Genomic DNA, 23009 nt, shown 5'->3' with positions numbered 1-23009 from the left:
GCGGTTGGTGTCGCGAGAGTGTGGGTCGTCGGATGTTGACGCGCAAGCAATTGGATCTGCTGCAGTTCATACAGCAGAGGATGCAGGAGAGCAGTGTTCCTCCCTCCTTCGACGAGATGAAGGACGCGCTCGACCTCAAGTCGAAATCCGGCATCCACCGTCTCATCACCGCCCTCGAAGAGCGGGGCTTCCTGCGGCGCCTGCCCAATCGCGCCCGGGCGATCGAGGTGATCCGGATGCCCGAGAGCCTCGGCGGCACCATGCCGGTCCGGTCGGACGCACCGGTCGAGGCACGGCGTTTCACGCCGAGCGTGGTCGAGGGCGGCAAGGGTCGGGACCAGTCGGGACAGAGCCATGCGCCGGTCGCGCGGCCGACCATGGCCAAGCCGCCGATGGCGCGTGTCACCGACGAGGCGGGGCGGCCGGTGATGGTGCCGGTGATGGGGCGGATCGCTGCGGGAACACCGATCTCGGCGATCCAGGAGCAGAGCCACACCATCGCGATGTCGCCAGACTTCCTGTCGGGCGGCGAGCATTACGCCCTCGAAGTGCGCGGTGACTCGATGGTGGAGGCCGGCATCCTCGACGGCGACCTCGTGGTCATCCGCAAGCAGGAGACCGCCAACACCGGCGACATCATCGTCGCGCTGATCGACGACGAGGAAGCGACCCTGAAGCGCCTGCGCCGCCGCGGTTCGTCCATCGCCCTGGAGGCGGCCAACCCCGCCTACGAAACCCGGGTGCTCGGCCCCGACCGCGTTCGCATCCAGGGTCGCCTGGTCAGTCTCGTGCGGCGCTACTGAAGCCGCTCCGCCGGCGACGACGAAGGGGTGTCGGGTACCGTTTCGTCGTCGGTGGCTTCCGGTGCCGTCACCGGGTCCGGCGTTGGTGCCAGGCGTGGCGCCACCGTGGACGGTCGCCAGGGTTTGGTGATGCCGGGCGCACGCGCGGTCGTCAGTGTCGGTGCCCCGTCCGTCAGGCGGATCGCAGTAGCGCCGTGGTCCCGCAAAAAGCGTCTGTCGACGATGACGGCGGCGGCACAAGCAGTCGGCGCTTCGAGACGCGAGATCAGGATATCCGCCCGGACGCAGTCCTCACGAAAGCCGCGGCGGTCCTTGAGCAGCGCGATGCGGCGGCCGTCCTGCGCCTCCATCGTGCAGCCGAGCCGGTCGCAGCGCGCCGGGGATGCGGCGATGACGTCCTTGGCCTGGCGCGAATCGCCATCCGCCTTCAGCCATTGCTCCATGACGAAGGCCGGCGGTCGCCCGAGCGCGGCCAGGCGGCCCGACCGGTCGCGAACGGCGGCTCCCGCGCCCTCCCGGTCGACGTAGATGTCGTTGCGCATCGGGATCGCCGCCAGGGCGACCCCGATGGCGGCCGGCAGCAGTCCGAGCCAGCGAAGGCTTGAGACGGGCAGGGCGAGGACGATCAGGGCGGCGGCCAGACAGGCCAGGGCACCGGCTCCGAAGGCGGGCACCATGACGCTGGCGTGGCCGAAGCCGCTGATCCAGGCGGAGATCGCGAGCATGCCCTGCACGGCGAGCCCCATCAGCCACCACACCGGCTGGTCGAGGGCGAAGGGGTAGGCGAGGATCCCGAGCACCGCCGCGGGCATCACCGCCAGCGAGACCAGCGGCAGGGTCAGGGCGTTGCCGACGAGGCCGAACGGCTGCACCGCCTGGAAGTGGTAGGTGGAGAAGGGTGCGGTGGCGATCTGCGCCACCAGGGTCGTCGCGAGGGTTCCGACGACCGCCGCGGCGACGGTGGCCATCGCGCGGGCGACGCGGCCGTCGGCCTCGCGGCGCAGGCCGCTTCCGTCGAGATATACGGCGCAGGCGATGAGGCCTGCGACGGCTCCGAACGACATCTGGAAGCTCGGGCCGAGCAGCCCCTCCGGCTCGCGGGCGAGCGCGATCAGGGCCGCCAGCGCCAGGTTGCGCATGCTCAAAGCGGGGCGGTCGACCAGGATCGCGCCGAGCATCACCAGGGTCATGATCCAGGCCCGCTCGGCCGCGATGTCCCAGCCGGAGAAGACGCAATAGGCGGTGACGCCGACCATCGCGAAGGCGGCGGCGATCTTCTTGATCGGTGTCCGCAGGGCGAGGAAAGGCACCGCCGCCAGGATCGCGCGCACCAGCCAGAACACCACCCCGGCCGCCAGCACCATGTGGAGGCCCGAGATCGAGACCACGTGATAGATCCCCGCGTCCCGCAGCACGTCGTTGGTCTGCTGGTCGATGAGGCCGCGTTTGCCCGTGACCAGGGCGGCGGCGACCGCACCGGCCTGTCCGCCGATGGCATCGGTGATCCGCCGGGTGAGGGCGTTGCGGGCGTCGTCCACCGCCGCGGCCGCACGCAACCGGACCGGCAGCGGCCCGGGGGGCGGCTTGACCTCGATCTTGCCGACGAGGGAGCCCACCGCGCCGAGGCCGCGGAAGAAGGCGTCGCGGCCGAAGTCGTACCCGCCCGGCCGCGCCGCTTCCGGCGGCGGCAGCAGGCGCGCGTTGGCGGCGATGAAATCGCCCGGCTTGAGGGGGCGGGATGCCTTGTAGGAGGCGCGCACCCGGGTCGGCCGGGCCTCGGCGGCGAGGCTGCCGAAGCTCTCGACCCGGATGATCAGGCGCGCACCCTCCTCGCGCTCGTCCAGGGATTCGATGAACCCGGTGAGCGGCGCGATCGTGGTGCGGGCCAGGATCGGGCTCGCCACCGTGGCGACGCGCCAGGCCCCGGCCGCAAAGCCGAGGAGCGCGGCCACGAGCCCGAGGAGGAGCGCCCGCAATACCGGCCGGGCGGCGCAGACGGGGACGAGGGCCGCGAGGAGGGCCGCCGATCCCAGGGGCGCCGCCAACACGGGCTCGCCGACGGTGGCGGAGAAATACACGAGGATGCCGGCGCCGAAGGCCACCGCGAGCCAGGGAAACAGCCGCCGCCGTTCGGCCTCCAGCGAAACGCCCGCGACGAACCAGTGCCGCAATGCGGGGAGCCAGGCGGCGAGACGGCGGGGCGACAGGGCGGCGATCCGCCCGGCCGTCCGCGCCCCAGCCTCGCCCCGCGCCATGCCGACGGTCTCCCGATCTCGCCTTCGCCGGACCCCGCCGCCCCGGATGGCGTCCGCGGGCACGCCATGGCCCGGCCCGTTCCTTAACGTCCCCGCCCGCCCATGCTACAGGGCCGCAGCCCGGCGGGTCGACCCGCTCGATCCTCCTCTCCCCACACAAGTCAGACCGCCCGATGTCGTCAGCCGTCGTCACCCGTTTCGCGCCTTCGCCCACCGGCTACCTGCACATCGGCGGAGCCCGGACGGCGTTGTTCAACTGGCTCTACGCGCGCCGCTTCGGCGGTCGCATGCTGCTGCGGATCGAGGACACCGATCGCGAACGCTCGACGCAAGGGGCGATCGAGGCCATCCTCGACGGCCTGCATTGGCTCGGCCTCGATTGGGACGGCGACGTCGTCTACCAATACGCCCGCGCCGACCGGCACCGCGAGATGGCCGAGAGCCTGCTCGCCTCGGGCCACGCCTATCGCTGCTACGCCACGCCCGAGGAACTCACCGCCATGCGCGAGGCGGCCCGGGCGGAGGGACGGCCGATGCGCTACGACGGGCGCTGGCGCGACCGCGATCCCTCCGAGGCGCCGGCCGGCGTCAAGCCGGTGATCCGCCTGCGCGCCCCTTCGGAGGGCGAGACCGTGGTGGAGGACGGCGTGCAGGGCCGCGTCGTCTGGCAGAACCGCGACCTCGACGACCTCGTCCTGCTGCGCTCGGACGGCAATCCCACCTACATGCTGGCGGTGGTGGTGGACGACCACGACATGGGCGTCACCCAGGTGATCCGCGGCGACGACCACCTGACCAATGCCGCCCGGCAGAGCCAGATCTATCAGGCGTTCGGCTGGCCGGTGCCGGCGATGGCGCATATCCCCCTCATCCACGGGGCCGACGGCGCCAAGCTCTCGAAGCGCCACGGCGCGCTCGGTGTCGATGCCTACCGCGACCTCGGCTACCTGCCCTCGGCCCTGCGCAACTACCTCGTGCGTCTCGGATGGAGCCACGGCGACCAGGAGATCTTCTCGACGCAGGAGATGACGGAGGCGTTCGATCTCGGCGCGATCGGCCGCTCGCCGGCCCGGTTCGACTTCGCCAAGCTCGAAAACCTCAACGGCATCTACATCCGCGGCGCCGAGGATTCGGCGCTGGTGGAGGCGATCGACCGCATCCTGCCCGCCCTCGGGCCGTCGCGGGGCATCGCCTCGCCGATGCCGGCGCCGCTGAAGGCCGCGCTCACGGCGGCGATGCCCGGCCTCAAGGAGCGCGCCAAGACCCTCGTCGAGCTTCTCGACAGCGCCTACTACCTTACGGCCGCCCGCCCGCTGGCGCTCGACGACAAGGCCGCCGCCCTCCTCACCCCGGAGGCCAAGGCGCGCCTGGCCGCGGTCCTCCCGGTCCTCGAGGCCGTCGCGGAGTGGACCGCCGCCGCGACCGAGGCGGCGGTGCGCCAGTTCGCCGAGGCGAACGGGCTCAAGCTCGGGCAGGTCGCACAGCCGTTGCGGGCGGCGCTCACCGGCCGAACGACCTCGCCGCCGCTGTTCGACGTCATGGCCGTGCTCGGGCGCGAGGACAGCCTCGGCCGCCTGCGCGACCGGATCGAGGCCGCCTGACCCGTCACGGTTGCGGCCCGGATTTCGCTTGATGCGACGGGGGGATCGACGGTCGCGAGTTGAAGGCCGGGGGCCGATCCGCTAACCCGGTTCCGGTGTTCGCAACTGCAGCATAAGGGTGCAGGCGGAACCTGGATGCCGGTGGTCGCTTCGTCGTCAGGCGGGCCGGCTTCACACCATCAAGCCTCGGTCCGCCCGCTGCCAGGAAAGGGTCCACGTCTCCATGAGCGCATCCAGCACGATTACCGTGGGCGACAACCAGATCGAGCTTCCGATCAAGACCGGGACCATCGGTCCCGACGTCATCGACATCGGCAAGCTCCACGCCAAGACCGGCGTCTTCACCTTCGATCCCGGCTTCACGTCGACGGCGTCGTGCGAATCCAAGATCACCTACATCGACGGCGACGCGGGCATCCTGCTCTACCGCGGCTATCCCATCGAGCAGATCGCCGAGCAGGGCGACTTCCTCGAGACCTGCTACCTGATGCTGTTCGGCGAGTTGCCGACCCCGGCCCAGAAGGCCGATTTCGACTACCGGGTCACGCGCCACACCATGGTGCACGACCAGATGAACCGCTTCTTCCAGGGCTTCCGCCGCGATGCCCACCCGATGGCGATCATGGTCGCCTCGGTCGGCGCGCTCTCGGCGTTCTATCACGACTCCACCGACATCTCAGACGACAAGCAGCGCATGATCGCGTCCCTGCGCATGATCGCCAAGATGCCGACGCTCGCGGCGATGGCCTACAAGTACTCCATCGGCCAGCCGTTCGTGTATCCGAAGAACGATCTCGACTATACGTCGAACTTCCTGCGGATGTGCTTTGCGGTTCCGTGCGAGGATTTCGTCGTCAATCCGATCTTCGCGCGCGCGCTCGACCGGATCTTCGTGCTGCACGCCGACCATGAGCAGAACGCCTCGACCTCGACGGTGCGGCTCGCCGGTTCCTCGGGTGCCAATCCGTTCGCCTGTATCGCTGCCGGCATCGCCTGCCTGTGGGGGCCCGCACACGGCGGCGCCAACGAGGCCGCGCTGAAGATGCTCGAGGAGATCGGCACGCCCGACAACGTCGCCAAATACGTCGCCAAGGCCAAGGACAAGAACGACCCCTTCCGCCTGATGGGCTTCGGCCACCGCGTCTACAAGAACTACGATCCGCGCGCGCGCATCATGCAGAAGACCACCCACGAGGTGCTCGGCCAGCTCGGCATCAAGGACGACCCGCTCCTCGAAGTCGCGGTGCAACTCGAACAGATCGCCCTCAAGGACGAGTACTTCATCGAGAAGAAGCTCTACCCGAACATCGATTTCTACTCGGGCATCACCCTGAAGGCGATGGGCTTCCCGACCTCGATGTTCACGGTGCTGTTCGCACTCGCCCGGACCGTGGGCTGGATCGCGCAATGGGCCGAGATGATCGAGGACCCCTCCCAGAAGATCGGCCGGCCGCGCCAGCTCTACATCGGCCCGGACAAGCGCGAATACGTCCCCATCGACCAGCGCGGCTGAAGCGGGGCTGCCACGTCCCGCCGGCGCCGGACCCGCGAACCGGCGCCGATCAGGCCTTGGGCGACACCGCCGCTCCGGGTCTCACGGGCCGTGCCCGGTGCGGCAGGCTCAAGCGGTCCGCATACGACGCCTGCGCCACCGCCACGAAGGGGCCGTTGCGGTAGTAGAGGTCGTAGTGGCCGTAGGTGATGGCCTCGCCCGACGAGACCAGCACGCGGCCGCCGGCGCTCGTCAGGACATGGTCCCCGGCGGCGGTGTCCCATTCCATGGTCGGGCCGCAGCGGACGTAGATGTCGGCCTCGCCCGACGCGATCAGGCAGAATTTCAGGGCGGAAGCGGCCTGGAGCCGCCGACCGACCGGCAGCCTCGCCAGACACGCCTCCGTCTCGATATCGCCGTGGCGGCGACTGACGAGGGCGACGAGCCCGTCGTCGGGTTGCCGCCTGACCCCGACCGCCGAGGGTGCGCCGGGGCGGCCGCAGACGATCGGCGCCTCGAAGGCCTCGACCCCGGCGCCCCAGACCCGGCCGAGCCCGGGAGCGGCCAGAGCCGCGGCCACCGGCCGGTCGCCTTGGACGAGGCCGATGTTGACCGTGTACTCGCGGTTGCCGGCGAGGAAATCGCTGGTGCCGTCCAGGGGATCGACGAGGAAGAACAGGTCGGCGGGGGGGCGGTCGTGGCTGCTTTCCTCGGCCACCACCGGGATGCCCGGCCAATGACGGGCGAGGGCGGCGACGATCAGCGCCTCGGACTCGATGTCGGCCGAACTCGCGGGCGACCCGTCCGGCTTGATCACGTGCGGGCAGTCGCCACCGTGGTAGGCGCGCAGGATTTCGCCGGCTTCGCAGGCGATCTCGGTGAGGGTGGTCGCGATGCGCGCGCGATCCTGCGCCAGAAGGGTCATCCTCCAGACATGGTATGCGACGGCCCTCTTGTCGACCCGGGCCGGGTCGGCCGTCCTGCCGCTTTTCAAAGCATCGGAGCGCGGTTATCGGTGCGTTAAGACAGTCCCGCACACATCCATCGTCCTATCGCAGCCCGACCTCTGCGCGGAGAGCGCCATGACCGCCGTCACCCTCGATGCCCTCGACCTCTCGGCGCTGCTGTGCTCGCGCATCTGCCACGACGTCATCAGCCCGGTCGGTGCGATCGTGAACGGCCTCGAGGTGCTGGAGGACGAGAGCGACGCCTCCATGCGCGAGTTCGCCCTCGACCTGATCCGCAAGAGCGCGCGCCAGGCCTCGGCCCGGCTGCAGTTCACCCGCATCGCCTTTGGGGCGGCCGGCTCGGCCGGGGCCTCGATCGACCTGGCCGACGCCGAGAAGGTGTCGCGCGGCATGTTCGGCGACGAGAAGACCCAGCTCACCTGGAGCGCGCCGCAGGCCCTCTACCCGAAGAACAAGGTCAAGCTGCTCCTCAACCTCGTGGTCATCGCCACCAGCGCGATTCCGCGCGGCGGGGTGATCGACGTGCAGGTGACGGGCGACGGCGAGGCGCCGACCCTGGTGCTGCGCGCCAAGGGCTCGCACGCCCGTATCCCGCCGCATGTGGAATCGCTGATCGCCGGCGCGCCCGAGCACGGCGTCGATGCCCACGGCATCCTCGCCTATTACGCCGGCCTGGTGGCCAGGGCGGCGGCGATGGACGTGCGCTTCTCCATCGACGGCGACACCGTCACCATCCGCTCCGAGCCGAGCGCGGCGGCCGCGGAGGAGGCTCCCATCGTCGGCGTCCCCCTCGACCTCGGACCGCCGGACACCGCCCTGGCCTGAGCCCATCGCGGGGTCCATCAGAGGCGGGCGAGATCTCGTCCCGGTGACGGCGCCACCGTCATCCCGGCGGTTTCACGTGAAACAATTCCTACCAGGCGTGCCCGGCCGGCAGCGGCGGCAGGCCGAGGTGGCGGGCAACGGTGGCGCCGATATCGGCCAGGGTCTCGCGTCGCCCGACCGGGCCGGGGGGCACGTCCGGGCCGAAGGCCAGGATCGGGACCTGCTCGCGGGTGTGCTCTGTGCCCGCCCAGGTCGGGTCGTTGCCGTGGTCGGCGGTGACGATGCACAGGTCGCCGGCGCCCAGCACGTCCAGGATCTCGGGGACCCGCGCATCGAAGGCCTCTAGTGCCGCGGCATAGCCCGGCACGTCGCGCCGGTGGCCGTAGTCGGTGTCGAAATCGACGAGGTTGAGGAAGACGAGGCCGCCCTCGGTCAGGGCGTCGAAGGCGTCCAATGCGGCGTCGAGCCCGGACTCGTTGCCGGCGGTCTTGACCTCGCGGCCGGTGCCACGATGGGCGAAGATGTCGCCGATCTTGCCGATGCTGACCACGCCGCGCCCGGCCGCGGTGAGACGGTCGAGGAGAGTCTCCTCGGGGGGCGGCGTCGCGTAGTCCTTGCGGTTGGCCGTGCGGCGGAAGCCGGCCTCCGGCGTGCCGGTGAAGGGCCGGGCGATGACCCGCCCGATCCGGTAGGGGTCGCAGAGGTCGCGGGCCAGGCGGCAGAGACCGTGCAGCCGCTCCAGTCCGAAACTCTCCTCGTGGGCGGCGATCTGGAAGACGCTGTCGGCGGAGGTGTAGCAGATCGGCCGGCCGGTGCGGACGTGCTCGGCCCCGAAGCTGTCGATGGCCGCGATCCCCGAGGCATGGCAGTCGCCGAGGATGCCCGGCAGCCGGCCGGCGGCGACGAGGGCGCGGGTCAACTCGGGCGGGAAGGCCGGTCTCGCATCCGGGAAGTAGCCCCAGGGCTTCTGCATCGGCAGGCCGGCGATCTCCCAATGGCCCGAGGGGGTGTCCTTGCCGGCGGCGATCTCGACGGCATGGCCGTAGGCGCCGGCAATGGGGCCTTCCGGCGCCAGCCCCGGCGGGATCGCCCCGGTGGCGCCCTGAGCGGCGAGGCCGAGGCCGAGCGAGGCCAGGTGCGGCAGGCGCAAAGGGCCCGTGCGCAGGCCCGGCCGGTCGCCCCGTCCGCCCGCGCAGGCCTCGGCGATATGGCCCAGCGTGTCGGAACCGGCGTCGCCGTAGGCGGCGGCATCGGGTGCGCCGCCGATGCCGACGGAATCGAGGACGATGAGGAAGGCGCGGGCCATGACGGTCTCGTCCTGTCAGGCCGGAACCGGGTCGTCGACGGTCTCGGTCTCGAGGTCGAAGGCGGCGGCGAACAGGGCCCGGGTGTAGGCGGTCTGCGGATCGGCGAAGATCGCCTCGGCGCTCCCCTCCTCGACCACGCGCCCGTTCTGCATGACGAGGACGTAGTTGGCGAGCGCGCGGACCACCTTGAGATCGTGGCTGATGAACAGGTAGGCGAGCTTGCGCTCGCGCTGGAGGTCGCGCAGCAGCGTGACGATCTGCGCCTGTACGGAGCGGTCGAGAGCGGAGGTCGGCTCGTCGAGCACGACGAAGCGGGGCTTGAGCACGATCGCCCGGGCGATGGCGATGCGCTGGCGCTGGCCGCCGGAGAATTCGTGTGGGTACCGGTCCATGGTCGCCGGATCGAGCCCGACCTCGGTCAGCGCCTGGGCGACGATGGCGGTGCGCTCGGTCCGCGAGCGCGCCTGCCCCTGCACCACCAGCCCCTCGCTGATGATGTCGGCCACGGTCATGCGCGGCGACAGCGAGCCGTAGGGGTCCTGGAAGACCACCTGCATATCCTTGCGCAGGGGCCGCATCGCGGACACGCTCAGATCCTCGATCGCTCGACCGAGGAAGACGATCGGCCCCTCGCTGGCGGTGAGCCGCAGCAGCGCCAGGCCGAGCGTGGTCTTGCCCGAGCCCGATTCCCCCACCACGCCCACCGTCTCGCCCTCGCGCACGGCGATGGAGACGCCGTCAACGGCCCTGACGTATCCGGTGGTCCGCCGCAGCAGGCCCTGGCGGATCGGAAACCACACCTTCATCGGCCCGGCCGCCAGGACGACGGGCGCAGCCGTGGGCACCGGGTTGGCCCGGCCCGTCGGCTCGGAGGCGATCAGGCGGCGGGTGTAGGCGTGCTGCGGGTCCGCGAAGATGCCGGCCACCGGGCCGGCCTCGACGATGCGCCCGGCCAGCATGACGCAGACGTCGTCGGCGATGCGTTTCACGATGCCCAGGTCGTGGGTGATGAACAGCATCGCCATGCCGAGCCGCTTCTGGAGGTCGGCGAGCAGGGTGAGGATCTGGGCCTGGACCGTGACGTCGAGGGCGGTCGTCGGCTCGTCGGCCACCAGGAGGTCGGGCTCGCAGGCGAGCGCCATGGCGATCATCACACGCTGGCGCTGGCCGCCCGACAGTTCGTGCGGATAGGCCCCGAGCCGGCTCTCCGCATCGCGCAGGCCCACGAGGGCGAGGAGGTCGAGGATGCGCGCCCGCGCCGCCTTGCCGGAGAGACCGCGATGCACCTCCAGCACCTCGCCGATCTGGCGCTGGATGGTGTGGAGCGGGTTCAGCGAGGTCATCGGCTCCTGGAACACCATCGTGATGTCGGCGCCGCGGACCTTGCGCAGGTCGCGCTCGGGCAGGGTCAGCAGGTCGCGGCCCTTGAACAGGATGCGCCCCGACGGGTGGACCGCGCTGCCGTCGAGCAGCCGGAGGATCGACAGCGCCGTGACCGACTTGCCCGACCCCGATTCCCCCACCAGCGCCAGGGTCTCGCCGGCGCGGATCGTGAAACCGATCCGGTCGACCGCCAGGGTCTCGCGCTCGCGCGAGCGGAAGGCGACCGACAGGTCCTGGACGGAAAGCAGGGGGTCGGTCATCGGCACCGGCGGTGGAGGGAACGGGAAGGCGAGGGCTTATAGCGCGCCCGCGCCCGCTCCGCGATGCGTGCCCTCGCGATTGATCGCCACCCCGATCGCGCTACAACGCGGCGTGATCAGACCCTTCGCCCTCCCCAGCGCACCCGCCGCGGTGTTGGCCGCCCTCGTCCTGGGGATCGGGTCGAGCCAGGGCGCCCGTGCCGAGGCCGGCGGCGAGACCGTGGAACAGGCACTGTGCCGGCTGATCGAGGGTGCGGCCCGGAGCCATGCCCTGCCGGTCCCGTTCCTCACCCGGCTGATCTGGCGGGAGAGCAGCTTTCGCGTCACCGCGGTCAGCCCCGTCGGCGCGCAGGGGGTGGCGCAGTTCATGCCGGGCACGGCGCGCGAGCGCGGCCTGACCGATCCGTTCGACCCGGAACAGGCGATCCCGCACGCGGCCCATCTCCTGGCCGACCTGAACCGGCGGTTCGGAAACCTCGGCCTGGCGGCGGCGGCCTACAACGGCGGGCCGGGGCGTGTCTCGGCCTGGCTCGCCGGCACCGGCGGCCTGCCGGCCGAGACCCGCGGCTACGTGCTGGCGATCACCGGCGCCCCCGCCGAGGATTGGCGCGGCGCGGCCGCGTCGACGCCGGCAGACCCCTCCGAGGCGAAGGACGCGACCGCTCCGAATGCCGGCACCGTGACACCGGACAAGACCGTGACACCGGACAAGACCTGCCTGCAGGTCACCGCCGACCTACGCATCGCCCGGCGGGGCGACCGCTTCGCCCTGGGCGGCACCGAAGGCCCGGCCGCCCCCTGGGGCATCCAGCTCGCCGGCAATTTTTCCAAATCCCTGGCCCTGGCGAGTTTCTCGCGGGCGCGGTCCCGCTACGCCGGGGTGATCGGCGAGGTCCGCCCGATGATCATCGGCACCCGCCTGCGCAACCGCGGCACCCGCGCCTTCTACCGCATCCGCATCCCCGCCGAGAGCCGGGCCGCGGCCGATGCCCTTTGCACCCGGATCAGAGGCGTGGGCGGCGCCTGCCTCGTCCTGCGGACGTGACCGGTCCGAGAAAACGTATGGGCCTCTCGCCACGCCATCGAGACTCCCGCTCGAAACCATGGCGCTCCTTTCGCCCAGCCGCTCGGGTCAAGCCCGCGCTCCGGGCGCGAGGCGGACATCGCCCGGGATCCGGCGTGCCGCAGGCGGACATTCGACGAGACCGCCTGCGTTTGCGCCTGTGGCTCACTCTGTGTAAACGCAGGCGTTCATAATCATGACCTACGGGCGAGCCACAATGGGACTGTCACTATCGACGTCGCATCGAACCTTCTTGGCGGCATGGTTCGGCTGTCTAGCCATCGTATCCGCATCGCGGGCGGAAGCCACGGATTATGGAATCAACTTCAGTTTCTTGAACGTCGTGGCTGAAAACGTCACTCTCTGCTCGACCAGCAAAAATGCGACCATCAAGGACGCCGCGTTTCTGCCGAAGTACGACCAGCCTGAAATCCGCACGCAAGTTCAAGCTCAGCTCGAAACGATGCGCAAATCCGGGTTTTCGACGGTGAGAACGATCGTTTTCTTCGGACCACAAGCGAAGGTCCAAAAGAACTGGTTCGATGTCGTCAACGGCGCCGCCGCCGGGGCCGCGATCGCGAATTACGCCACGGATGTGAAGCGCGCCGGCTTCAAGAGCCTGACGATTGCACTCGGTCCGCAGGGTACGATCCATCCCGCCTGTCGTCGAACGGCGTGGGGGGATTGTTACGACCAGTCCCTGTTGCCGACCGTCGTCAAGTTCGTCGAGGACTCGCAACGCCAGATCAAAGTCGACGAAACGTTCAAGGTCAATTTCGACCTCTTCAACGAGGGCTGCACGCCGGCCGATTTCTCGCCTGAACTCAAAGACGTGTACGCGAATTTCACCGCCAGCCTCGTCAAGCAGGCTCGTCCCGACATACCCTCGACCGTGTCTTGCCCCGTCAATCGTTTCACGAAGAGCGTGAAAAGCATCGACAGCGTCTTTTCCGCAGGCGGCAAGAAGCCGGCATTCTACGATGTCCACATCTACGATCGCGGCAAACCGTTCGACGCGGCGACGCTCGACAGCATCGCGGCGGAAGTCAAGCAACGTCGCGCCCAACTCGTCGTGGGCGAATTGAGCTTCGGAAGCCGGCAGTTCACCGACATGATGGTGGGTGAATTCTCGAAGGCAGGCGTGGCTCCGTCCAGTCTGGTCTTCTGGCCGCTCCGCGGTGGTGCCTCGATCTGCCAAGTCGACGTGGCGCCTCCGTATGCTCTGAAGGACGCGATGGGGAAGCAAGACCAGCCGCACTGATCGTCAAGACAAGACCGGCATGGAGCAGGCACGAAATGCAAACACCGATTTCAAATCCGTATACGCTCGATGTCACGTTTCGGTCGTTCGGTGAATGGCAGACCTGGCTCGCCGAAAACAAGTTCGCCGGTGATGCCTCGCACGCCAGAGCGATCGGCCAGCGGGTCTTGGCGAACGGTTTCGTCGAGCCGTTGACCAACAGGAAGGTGCTGTCACACGAAATCGAGGGCAGCATCGAAAACTTGAGGGAAAACCTTGTCTTCGACGGGGTCAACTCGAGACAACGCGCGGTGATGTATTGCCTCGACGAGCAGCTTCGCACGCGCTCGATCATGGTGAAGATCTACTCACCGGAAGCCGTGACGAAACTCGCGCTGCGTCTCAGAGGACGCTATCCGATGTTCTACGGGTCGGAGTTCACGACGAACGAGCAGACCCGCAAGACGATGTTTCCGATACCGCAGGAAGACCTCACCGGCCTGTCGTTCCCGTCGGCGACGTTCGACTTCGTCATGACCAACGAAGTGCTGGAACACGTCCCCAGCCTGGATGAGGCGCTCGGCGAAATGGCGCGCGTGCTCGTCCCCGGGGGCATGCACATCGGCACCCACCCGTTCCTCTTCATGCGGGAGGAGGGTGAACGCAAGGCAAAGCTGCTGGCCGACGGCGAGATCGAGTACATCACCAAGCCGGAGTATCACGGCGACCCGTTCAATTCTGGCGGCTCGCTCGTCTTCGAACTGCCCGGGTGGGATATTTTGGAGCGCGCCAGGAAAGCCGGCTTCAAGGACGCGTATTTCCGCTTCATGGCCTCCGAGCAATACGCCTATCTATCGGACAACACCGGAATTTTTGTTTTGTACTGCGTCAATTGACCGGCGCATGTTTCCGGCTTCGTCCTTTCCTCGATAGAAACGTTGAGATGTTCGGCATGGGGGTGGTCAATGGGTAGTCCGATTTTCATCGTTTCCTACAACAGACCTCAATATCTGAGGCAGACACTCGAGGGTTTGCGAGCGTCCGTCGACCTTTCGTCCGATCCGGGACGGGATGTGTGGTTGTTTCAGGATGCGGCCTACAGCAGCTACTACGATGTCGTTAAGACCGACCCCAAGTTGATCGACGAGTGCGTGGAAATCTTTCACCGCATCTTTCCGCAGGGAAAGATGCGTCGTTCATCGAGCAATCTCGGTATCGCGCTGAACATCGATGCCGCGGAGCAATGCGCCTTCGTGGAGCACGACAACGAGGCGGCGATCTTCTTCGAGGACGACCTCGTTCCAAGCCCACGATACATCGAGATCCTCGATCGCCTAATCGAGCAGGCGCTCGGCGACGAGCGCATCGGCATGGTCTCCGCCTACGGATCCAATGTCGTCGTGACGGTGGAGGCGCAGGAGCGGTCGAAAACCGCCCTGGGCAGAATGCACCACAACTGGGGGTTTGGCCTGACGCGACGGCATTGGAGGGAGCGAAACGAACTCGTGCGTCCCTACATCGATGCCATCAGTCTCGTCGATTACTCGGACCGCCCGTATCTTCCGATCTACAAATTGTGGCTTTCGCGCGGTTACGGACCACTGCCGTCGAATCAAGATCTTTTCAAGAATGTCGCTACGAACGAGCTCGGTCGGGTTCGAATTTCGACGGCAACCGTCAACGCGAAATATATCGGCGAAGAGGGTGAGCACTATACACCCGATCTCTATAACTCGATCGGTTTCGATAAGACTGAAATATTTGACTATAAAAACGATGCCGTCGAACTCGATCAGCTTTCTGCCGAAAAGTATGAAAAGTTCCTCGAGATCGACCGCAATGCGCTGACCTCTCGCAAAATGCCGCCTCTGACCTTGATCCAGAGCGGGCTTCATCTCGATTTGGATTGGGCCAAGCTGCCCTGTGCCGAAAAAAGCGGTGTCAAAGTCTTTTTTCCCGTGGGGGCAATGCCTGGCATGTGGATGAAGTCGAAGGTCAGTATTCCGTTTGAATGCAAAGGCATCACCCGGATCGAGATCGTGGCCGACATTCCCAAAGGGGAGATCTCGAGTTTCAATCAGGTCTCGACCTCGTTCCCAGGCGGTGAGACGATTCCGCACGACCTCACGATCAACGAAGCTCAGACGATGATCACGATCACGATGACGGTACCCGAGCCTCCGTCAGAACGGTTCGCCGTCGACATCACGACCCTGCCGACGTTGTCTCCGTTCATGAAGGGCACGGGTGCCGACCGCCGTCAGTTGGTCTGGAAATTGAGGACGATGACGGTCGAGGCCGGGTCCGGCACGGCCACGTTCGCGAACAAGGACCTGGCCGACTTGTTGAGTGGAACCGAGGCGGCGATCGGTTGATCCATCCGTGTCGATCGGCGAGGAGTGTCGCATCGTGACAGCAGGTTCCGCCGATCCGAAATCCCAAACCGTGGGGAATGCAACCGTGGAAAACGACGCTCACGCCGGTACCGTTCAAGAGAAGATCGTGACGTCGCTGTTTTCGATTTTCATGGGGCGTGCCCCCGGCCCGAACGAGATGACTGCGATCGCACGGCTGATCGTCGATCTCGATTCTCTCCCCGCCGTCCTCGAGCGTTTCGCGAACACCGACGAGTTCAAGAATCGCAAGTCGCCCGCCGCGCAGCAGAAAAGTACCGTGCCCATCTTCGCTCCGGCCGGGCACTTCTATTCGCCGGTCGTCGACCCGACGACGTTGACGTCGACGATCACCCCGTCACGCCAGCGTCGCGAGCCTGAAACGCTCGTCGGGCTCGATCTCGACATCGCCAAGATGACGCAATTCTGGCGGGACGACCTTCTGCCGTATGCCAAAGACATTCCGTTCGCCGACGAACCGGACGGTCACCATCGCTATCACTACAAGAACCCGGCGTTCTCCTACGGCGATGGGACGGTTCTCTACGCGCTCCTTCGGCGCTTCAAGCCGAAACGGGTCATCGAGGTCGGATCCGGCTATTCCTCGGCGTGCTTGCTCGACGCCTCCTCGGGACCGGGTGGGTTTCCGTGCGAGATCACGTTCATCGAGCCGCATCCGACCCTTCTCAAATCGTTGATCCGCGAGGACGATATCCAGCGCGTGACCATTCTCGAACAGGGGATCCAGTCAGTCCCGCTCAGCTGTTTCGAGACTCTCGAAGAGGGTGATTTTCTCTTCATCGACAGCACGCACGTCTTGAAGACAGGTTCCGATGTCGCGTTCGAATTGGCAGAGGTGCTTCCTCTGATCAAGCCGGGCGTCTTCATCCATTTTCACGACATCTTCTACCCGTTCGAATACAGCCACAGCTGGGCGGTTGCCGAGAATCGGTCGTGGAATGAGATCTATGGTCTGCGCGCGTTTCTGGCCTTCAACAAAGAATTCGAAGTCGTCTTCTTCAACGATATGTTTCTTCAGCTTCGCGTCGACGTCATCAAGGCGGATTGCCCGAGCTTCCTGAAGAACTCCGGCGGCTCGATCTGGCTGCGCCGCCGCGGCGTGTCGGATGGGACGAGGTGATGGGGACCAAGGAGTTCCGGCTCTCGGGCCCCATCGCGGAGGACCTGGGCGGCGGCGGCGAGCGGTTCGTGCCGCGAGGTAGCGTCGACGACACGGCGTTGGAACATCTGCACCGCTACCTCGCCTGCAGCGATCTGGTGCGGGGAAAGCGGGTTCTCGACGTGGCGTGCGGCGAGGGCTACGGCACCGCCCTGCTGGCCCAATCCGGCGCCTCCGAGATGTTCGGGGTCGATGTCTCTCCCCAGGTCGTCGACCATGCCGTCCGGACCCACGGTCAATGGGCGACGTTCTCGGTGGGCGATGCGCTGAACCTGCCGTTCGGCGACGGCAGTGTCGACGTGGTCGTCTCGTTCGAGACGATCGAGCATCTAAGCGACCAGCGGCTTTTCGTCAGCGAGGTCGATCGCGTCCTGGCGCGGGACGGGATCTTCATTTGCTCCACGCCGAACCGGGACGTGTATTCCTACGCCAGAGGCGGCGTACCCAACCCGTTTCATATCGAGGAAATGAACCTCGATCAGTTTCGAGCGATGCTGGCGAAGCATTTCCCGACGATCGCGTTCTTCGGCCAGGAGATCATCTACGGGTCCGCGATCTGGAGTTTGGAAGACGGCGCCTCCTCCGAGGCCGTCTCGTTTCTCTCCAACCCCTCTCTGTCGCGCGTCCGCAAGCAGGCCGGGCGTCCGCCGACCTATCACATCGCAGTCGCGGCGAAATCCGGCGAGGCGGCTGGCATCCCGCCGTCGACCCTGAGCGTCGACGTCTTGACGAATCCCGTCTCCGCTCTGCTCGGCGGCATCGCCGAGAGGGACAGTGAAATCCTGCGCCTGCGGACCGAACTCGCCAGACGCCCGCCCGCGCCGATGGGCGATGGCGTGTCGCCATAGGGTTCGGGTCGGCCGATCGAGGATGGCCGGGCACCGTGGGAGCCCCCTCCCGGTGCGACCGACACCGGTCGACCGGACGACGGCGATTGCTTGGGTCGCGCGGCGGGTTTGATTTGTCGCGGCGCCGGGCGGGTGCTAGCAGCGGGCGATGACCACTCGACCACCCTCACGCGGCGGCGCCGGGCGCAAAGGTGCCGGCGGCAAGGATGCCAGCGGCAAGCGCGCGGGCCCCGGCCGTGGCGCCAAGCCGTTCCGGCCGGGCAAGCCCGGGCGTTCCGAGGCGTTCCGACGTCCCGACCGCGAGCGCACGGGCCCGCGCACCAGCGCCCTCGATGCCGCACAGCGCGCCGCACAGGTCCGGGGCGACGAATCGGCCAAGCGTGCGCCTTGGCGCCCGGGCGATGCGCCCGATCCCGGCCCCGAGGCGGAGGCGCGCCCCGTCCGGGCGCCCCGCACCCGTGCGCCTCGCGCCGAGGCGGCCGAGATCGCCGACGCTCCGCGGCCGCGCCGTGCCGCTGCCACGGCGCAGGAGCCCGCCCCCGAGGGGCCGACCCGGCGCGAGCAGCGCGCCGCCGCCTCCGCCACCCTCGCCTCGGGGGTGCAGACCCTCGTGGTGGAGGAGGACGAGGCCGAGATGCGGATCGACCGGTTCCTCACCACGCGGTTCCCGCAGCTGCCCTTCACCCGCGTCCAGAGCATCGTGCGCAAGGGCGAACTGCGGGTCGACGGCAAGCGCGCCAAGCCCAACGACCGCCTCGCGCCGGGCATGAGCGTGCGCGTCCCGCCGCTCAAGCTCGATCCGGTGGCGGACCGCCCGCGCAGCCTCGCGCGGGACGCGAACGACGCCGACTTCATCCGCTCGTTGATCCTCTACGAGGATGCGGAGATGATGATCCTGAACAAGCCCTTCGGCCTCGCGGTCCAGGGCGGTTCGGGTACCGTGCGCCACGTCGACGGCCTGCTCGAGGCCCTCACCGGCAAGGACGGCCAGAAGCCGCGCCTCGTCCACCGCCTCGACAAGGACACCGCCGGCTGCCTCATCGTCGCCAAGACGCGGCTGGCCGCGGCGACGCTGGCCAAGAGCTTCCGCTCCCGCTCGGCCCGCAAGGTCTATTGGGCGCTCACCGCCGGCGTGCCGCGCGTCCACCAGGGTCGGATCTCGACCTATCTGGCCAAGGAGGAGCCGACCGACGCCGACGCGCGCATGCGGGTCGCCAGCCACGGCGACGAAGGGGCAGCCCATGCACTGACCTATTACGCCATGGTCGACAACGCCGCCCAGAAGCTCTCCTGGCTGTCCCTGAAGCCGGTGACCGGCCGGACACACCAGTTGCGCGCGCATGCGGCGCACATCGGCCACCCCATCGTCGGCGACCCGAAGTACTTCAGCATCGAGAACTGGGAATTGCCCGGCGGCATCCAGAACCGGCTGCACCTGCTCGCCCGCCGCATCGTGATCCCGCATCCGCGCACGGGAAAGCCGGTGGACGTGACCGCGCCCCTGCCGCCGCACATGGCGCAGAGCTGGAACCTGCTCGGGTTCGATGCGTCGCGCTACGACCCCATCGTCGAGGCACCCGAAGCCTGACCGGCGGGCCCGATGCCGCAGGGTGCCGGGAACATGCTTGGCAATCGCCGTGCATACCGTATCCTCGCGGCCGGCGGGTCGCAGACGTGGTCCCGCTTCGGCGGCCCTGTGGCGGAGTACCGATGCATCGACCGACGATCCCCCCCCGCGCGCGCCTCACGGGTGCGGCCCTTGCCGGCGGCATGCTGGTCGGTGCGCTGATGTTCGGGCAGGCCTCGGCGCAGACCCCGCCCGCCCAGCCTCCCGCCGTGACGCCGCCCGCGACCGTGCAGCGACCGGCCCAAGCCGCGCCGCCGGCGGCCGCGACGGCGCCCGTCCAGCGGCCCCTCCCCGGCGCGCGGCCGGAAAAGCGGCGGCGCAACTCCTACGCCAGCTGCAACCGGCAATCGCACAACCGCGGCCTGCGCGGCGGCGCCCGGCGGCGCTTCCTGGTGCGGTGCAAGCTCGGCTACGAGCGGCCGAGGGCCAATCCCGCCTCGCCGGCCGCACCGGCCCGGCAGCCGTGATGCGCGTCGCGGTCGATCGGCCCGACGCACCGTGAGGCTCGTGGTCTTCGATGTCGATGGAACCCTCGTCGACAGCCAGCATCTCATCGTTGCGGCTCAAGGCGTGGCCTTCGCCGAGCACGGGCTGGCGTGCCCCGAGCGGCGCGAGGCGCTCTCGGTGGTCGGCCTGTCGCTGCCGCAGGCGTTCCGCCGTCTCGTGGGCGAGGATGGGCCGATCGAGGGGTTGTCGGAGAGCTACAAGCGCGCCTTCAACGCGCTGCGGCTCGACCCGGACTACGAGGAGCCGCTGTTTCCCGGCATGGGCGACCTTCTCGCCAAGCTGCATGCGCGCAACGACGTGCGCCTGGGCATCGCCACCGGCAAGTCGCGCCGCGGCGTCGAGCATCTCATCGCCGCCAACGGCTGGGAGGGCTGGTTCGCCACCACCCAGACCGCCGACGACGCGCCCTCCAAACCCGACCCGGCCATGCTGCGCCAGGCGATGGACGAAGCCGGGGCGGTGCCTTCGGCCACGATGATGATCGGCGACACCACCTACGACATGGCGATGGCGGTGAGCGCCGGCGCCGCCGCGATCGGCGTCGCCTGGGGCTATCACAGCCCCGGCGCGCTGTTCGGGGCGGGCGCGGTGACGGTGGTGGACCATGCCGGAGCCCTCGCCGACCTGTTCGGCGGCCCCCTGCCGCCCGCCTGAGGCACCTCGTCCTCCGTCGAAAATCCGGTTCCCCCAGATCTGGTCCTTCATGAACGACGACACCCTGTCCGACTGGCTCGGTGAGCCCGATCCGTCCTCCGCCCGCGATCCGCTGAAGGCGGTGCGCGAAGGGGGGCGTCCGGCCCTGCCCAAGCGCTTCTACGAACAGGCCGGATTCGCCGACGCCGGGGGCGGCTTTCGCCTCACCCTCGATGGGCGCTCCGCCAACACGCCCGCCAAGAACCCGCTGACGTTGCCGACACGCGCCCTGGCCGAAGCGGTGGCGGCGGAATGGCAGACGCAGGTCGCGGTGATCGACCCCGCACGGATGCCCCTGACCCGTCTCGCCAACACCGCCATCGACGGGGTCGCCCCCCGCCGCGAGGCGGTGGTGGCGGATCTGGCGGCTTATGCCGTCACCGACCTCGTCGCCTACCGGGCAGGCGAGCCCGAGCGCCTCGTGGCGATGCAGGCCGCCGCCTGGGACCCGGTGCTGGACTGGGCATACGAGGCGCTCGGCGCCCGCTTCATCCTGAGCGAGGGCGTGCGCCACGTCGACCAGCCCGAGCGGTCGATCCGCATCCTGGAGGAGGCGATCGCGGCGACCGAAGGACCGTTCCGGCTCGCCGCCCTCCACACCATGACGACCCTCACCGGTTCGCTCCTGATCGCGCTCGCCGTCCTGCGCGGCCGCCTTAGCCCGGAGGAGGCGTGGGAGGCCGCCCATGTGGACGAGACCTACCAGGCGGCGGTCTGGGGGCCGGATGAGGAGGCGCAGGCGCGGATGACGATGCGCAAGGCGGAGTTCGAGGCGGCCGCCCTGACCGCGCAATACGCCGGCTGAGGGAGCCCACAGCCCGTTTTCCACCGGAGCGACCCGTGCTAAGGCCGACCCAGGACCTTACCGCCAAGCCTGTACCGGCAATGCCTGTACCGGCGCGAGTGAGGTCGTGACCGTTCCAGTGCTCGAGGCCAGACCACCATGAAGGACATTCTCGACCGGCTCGAGGAGCGGCGCGCCGAGGCACGCCTCGGCGGCGGCGAAAACCGCGTCGCGGCCCAGCACAAGCGCGGCAAGCTGACGGCGCGCGAGCGCATCGAACTCCTGCTCGACCACGGGTCGTTCGAGGAATTCGACATGTTCGTGCAGCACCGCTCCACCGATTTCGGGATGGAGAAGCAGAAGATCCCCGGCGACGGCGTCGTCACCGGCTGGGGCACCGTCAACGGCCGCACCGTCTTCCTGTTCTCGAAGGACTTCACGGTGTTCGGCGGCTCCCTGTCCGAGACGCACGCGGCCAAGATCATCAAGGTCCAGGACATGGCGCTGAAGATGCGCGCCCCGATCATCGGCATCTTCGATGCCGGCGGCGCGCGCATCCAGGAAGGTGTGGCGGCGCTGGGCGGCTACGGCGAGGTGTTCAAGCGCAACGTCGCGGCCTCGGGCGTGATCCCGCAGATCTCGGTGATCATGGGGCCGTGCGCGGGCGGCGACGTCTATTCGCCGGCCATGACCGACTTCATCTTCATGGTGCGCGACACCAGCTACATGTTCGTGACCGGCCCCGACGTGGTGAAGACCGTCACCAACGAGGTCGTCACGGCGGAGGAGCTCGGCGGCGCCAAGGTCCATACGACGAAGTCGTCCATCGCCGACGGCTCGTTCGAGAACGACGTCGAGGCGATCCTGCAGATCCGCCGCCTCCTCGATTTCCTGCCGGCCAACAACGTCGACGGCGTGCCGGAGATCGAGAGCTTCGACGACCCCTTGCGCCTCGACAAGGGCCTCGACACCCTGATCCCCGACAACCCCAACACCCCCTACGACATGGGCGAGCTGATCCGGCGCGTCGCCGACGAGGGCGACTTCTTCGAGATCCAGGCGACCTACGCCCGCAACATCATCACCGGCTTCGGCCGCATCGAGGGCCGCACCGTCGGCTTCGTGGCCAACCAGCCGATGGTGCTGGCCGGCGTGCTCGATTCGGACGCATCGCGAAAAGCCGCCCGCTTCGTGCGCTTCTGCGACGCCTTCTCGATCCCGATCGTGACTTTCGTGGACGTGCCGGGCTTCCTGCCGGGCACCGCCCAGGAATACGGCGGCCTGATCAAGCACGGCGCCAAGCTGTTGTTCGCCTACAGCCAGGCCACCGTGCCGCTCGTCACCATCATCACCCGCAAGGCCTTCGGTGGCGCCTACGACGTGATGGCCTCCAAGCACGTCGGCGCCGACCTCAACTACGCCTGGCCGACCGCGCAGATCGCGGTGATGGGCGCCAAGGGCGCCGTCGAGATCATCTTCCGCAGCGAAATCGGCGACAGCGACAAGATCGCGGCGCGCACCTCCGAATACGAGGATCGTTTCCTGTCGCCGTTCGTGGCGGCCGAGCGCGGCTACATCGACGAGGTGATCATGCCCCATTCGACCCGCAAGCGCATCGCCCGGGCGCTGGGCATGCTGCGCACCAAGGCGATGGAGCAGCCCTGGAAGAAGCACGACAACATCCCGCTCTGATGCCAGAGCCGCTGCGCCGGCGTTTCGCGGCATCGCTTTTCCATGCCGAGGAATCGCCGCGGCATGTCATGATCGCGCCCTCGAACCA

The 23009-nt window shown here is 68.3% G+C and carries 19 protein-coding genes; 15 read left to right on the top strand and 4 right to left on the bottom strand.

Annotated features, from left to right (window positions below; genetic code table 11):
• Positions 1-32: 32 nt before the first annotated feature.
• Positions 33-803, top strand: a complete 771-nt coding sequence (lexA, locus tag ASG40_RS11695) for a transcriptional repressor LexA (RefSeq protein WP_055885593.1) — start codon at positions 33-35, stop codon at positions 801-803.
• On the opposite strand, the gene ASG40_RS11690 is transcribed toward lexA, so the two are convergent.
• Entirely contained in the window at positions 797-3058 is a 2262-nt protein-coding gene (locus ASG40_RS11690; protein WP_055885591.1) for a ComEC/Rec2 family competence protein, read from the bottom strand. The genes lexA and ASG40_RS11690 overlap by 7 nt on opposite strands.
• 173 nt (positions 3059-3231) lie before the next feature.
• Between ASG40_RS11690 and gltX the strand changes: the two genes are divergently transcribed.
• Together gltX and gltA are read left to right on the top strand one after the other, a co-directional pair.
• Positions 3232-4659, top strand: a complete 1428-nt coding sequence (gene gltX / locus ASG40_RS11685; protein ID WP_055885588.1) for a glutamate--tRNA ligase — start codon at positions 3232-3234, stop codon at positions 4657-4659.
• A gap of 223 nt (positions 4660-4882) precedes the next feature.
• Positions 4883-6172, top strand: a complete 1290-nt coding sequence (gene gltA, locus ASG40_RS11680) for a citrate synthase (RefSeq protein ID WP_055885585.1) — start codon at positions 4883-4885, stop codon at positions 6170-6172.
• Positions 6173-6221: 49 nt separating this feature from the next.
• On the opposite strand, the gene ASG40_RS11675 is transcribed toward gltA, so the two are convergent.
• On the bottom strand, positions 6222-7076 hold the full coding sequence (locus ASG40_RS11675; protein ID WP_055885582.1) for a 3'(2'),5'-bisphosphate nucleotidase CysQ family protein: 855 nt from the start codon (positions 7074-7076) through the stop codon (positions 6222-6224).
• Positions 7077-7233: 157 nt separating this feature from the next.
• On the opposite strand from ASG40_RS11675, the gene chpT reads away from it, so the two are divergent.
• Positions 7234-7944, top strand: coding sequence for a histidine phosphotransferase ChpT (gene chpT, locus ASG40_RS11670; RefSeq protein WP_055885579.1), 711 nt, complete (start codon positions 7234-7236; stop codon positions 7942-7944).
• Positions 7945-8032: 88 nt separating this feature from the next.
• Here the strand turns inward: chpT and ASG40_RS11665 are convergent, their stop codons facing one another.
• Together ASG40_RS11665 and ASG40_RS11660 are read right to left on the bottom strand one after the other, a co-directional pair.
• Positions 8033-9250: a phosphopentomutase gene (locus ASG40_RS11665; protein ID WP_055885578.1), complete on the bottom strand. Its 1218-nt coding sequence runs from the start codon at positions 9248-9250 to the stop codon at positions 8033-8035.
• Between the two features lie 15 nt (positions 9251-9265).
• Entirely contained in the window at positions 9266-10894 is a 1629-nt protein-coding gene (locus ASG40_RS11660; protein ID WP_055885575.1) for an ABC transporter ATP-binding protein, read from the bottom strand.
• Positions 10895-11006: 112 nt separating this feature from the next.
• Here ASG40_RS11660 and ASG40_RS11655 point away from each other — a divergent pair, with 112 nt between their 5' ends.
• The 11 genes from ASG40_RS11655 (at position 11007) to ASG40_RS11605 (ending at position 22921) form a co-directional block, all read left to right on the top strand.
• On the top strand, positions 11007-11939 hold the full coding sequence (locus ASG40_RS11655) for a lytic transglycosylase domain-containing protein (protein ID WP_443136610.1): 933 nt from the start codon (positions 11007-11009) through the stop codon (positions 11937-11939).
• A gap of 271 nt (positions 11940-12210) precedes the next feature.
• Entirely contained in the window at positions 12211-13218 is a 1008-nt protein-coding gene (locus ASG40_RS11650) for a hypothetical protein (protein WP_162243310.1), read from the top strand.
• Between the two features lie 35 nt (positions 13219-13253).
• A complete protein-coding gene (locus tag ASG40_RS11645) occupies positions 13254-14093 on the top strand; it encodes a class I SAM-dependent methyltransferase (RefSeq protein ID WP_055885567.1) in 840 nt (279 codons plus the stop codon).
• 183 nt (positions 14094-14276) lie between these two features.
• Positions 14277-15572 carry a hypothetical protein gene (locus ASG40_RS11640; protein ID WP_338011775.1) on the top strand — a complete coding sequence of 432 codons (1296 nt, stop codon included), beginning with the start codon at positions 14277-14279 and terminating at the stop codon, positions 15570-15572.
• Between the two features lie 34 nt (positions 15573-15606).
• Positions 15607-16731: a class I SAM-dependent methyltransferase gene (locus ASG40_RS11635; RefSeq protein ID WP_156387686.1), complete on the top strand. Its 1125-nt coding sequence runs from the start codon at positions 15607-15609 to the stop codon at positions 16729-16731.
• Positions 16731-17618 (top strand): class I SAM-dependent methyltransferase, encoded by an 888-nt coding sequence (locus ASG40_RS11630; RefSeq protein WP_055885549.1) that lies wholly within the window; start codon positions 16731-16733, stop codon positions 17616-17618. Before ASG40_RS11635 ends, ASG40_RS11630 begins: the two co-directional genes overlap by 1 nt.
• 148 nt (positions 17619-17766) lie before the next feature.
• The gene (locus tag ASG40_RS11625; RefSeq protein ID WP_055885546.1) at positions 17767-19206 is read left to right on the top strand and encodes an RluA family pseudouridine synthase; all 1440 of its coding nucleotides are present in this window, start codon (positions 17767-17769) and stop codon (positions 19204-19206) included.
• A 122-nt stretch (positions 19207-19328) separates the two neighbouring features.
• On the top strand, positions 19329-19712 hold the full coding sequence (locus tag ASG40_RS11620) for a hypothetical protein (RefSeq protein ID WP_055885543.1): 384 nt from the start codon (positions 19329-19331) through the stop codon (positions 19710-19712).
• A 31-nt stretch (positions 19713-19743) separates the two neighbouring features.
• Positions 19744-20406: an HAD-IA family hydrolase gene (locus ASG40_RS11615; RefSeq protein WP_055885540.1), complete on the top strand. Its 663-nt coding sequence runs from the start codon at positions 19744-19746 to the stop codon at positions 20404-20406.
• 49 nt (positions 20407-20455) lie between these two features.
• Positions 20456-21250, top strand: coding sequence for an ATP12 family chaperone protein (locus ASG40_RS11610; RefSeq protein ID WP_055885537.1), 795 nt, complete (start codon positions 20456-20458; stop codon positions 21248-21250).
• Positions 21251-21388: 138 nt separating this feature from the next.
• The gene (locus ASG40_RS11605) at positions 21389-22921 is read left to right on the top strand and encodes an acyl-CoA carboxylase subunit beta (protein WP_055885534.1); all 1533 of its coding nucleotides are present in this window, start codon (positions 21389-21391) and stop codon (positions 22919-22921) included.
• Positions 22922-23009 lie beyond the last annotated feature (88 nt).

The sequence above is a fragment of the Methylobacterium sp. Leaf399 genome, from assembly GCF_001424525.1.
Classification (GTDB): domain Bacteria; phylum Pseudomonadota; class Alphaproteobacteria; order Rhizobiales; family Beijerinckiaceae; genus Methylobacterium.
The sequence above is the reverse complement of the archived record's forward strand: the minus strand, read 5'-3'. Positions and strand labels throughout refer to the sequence as shown.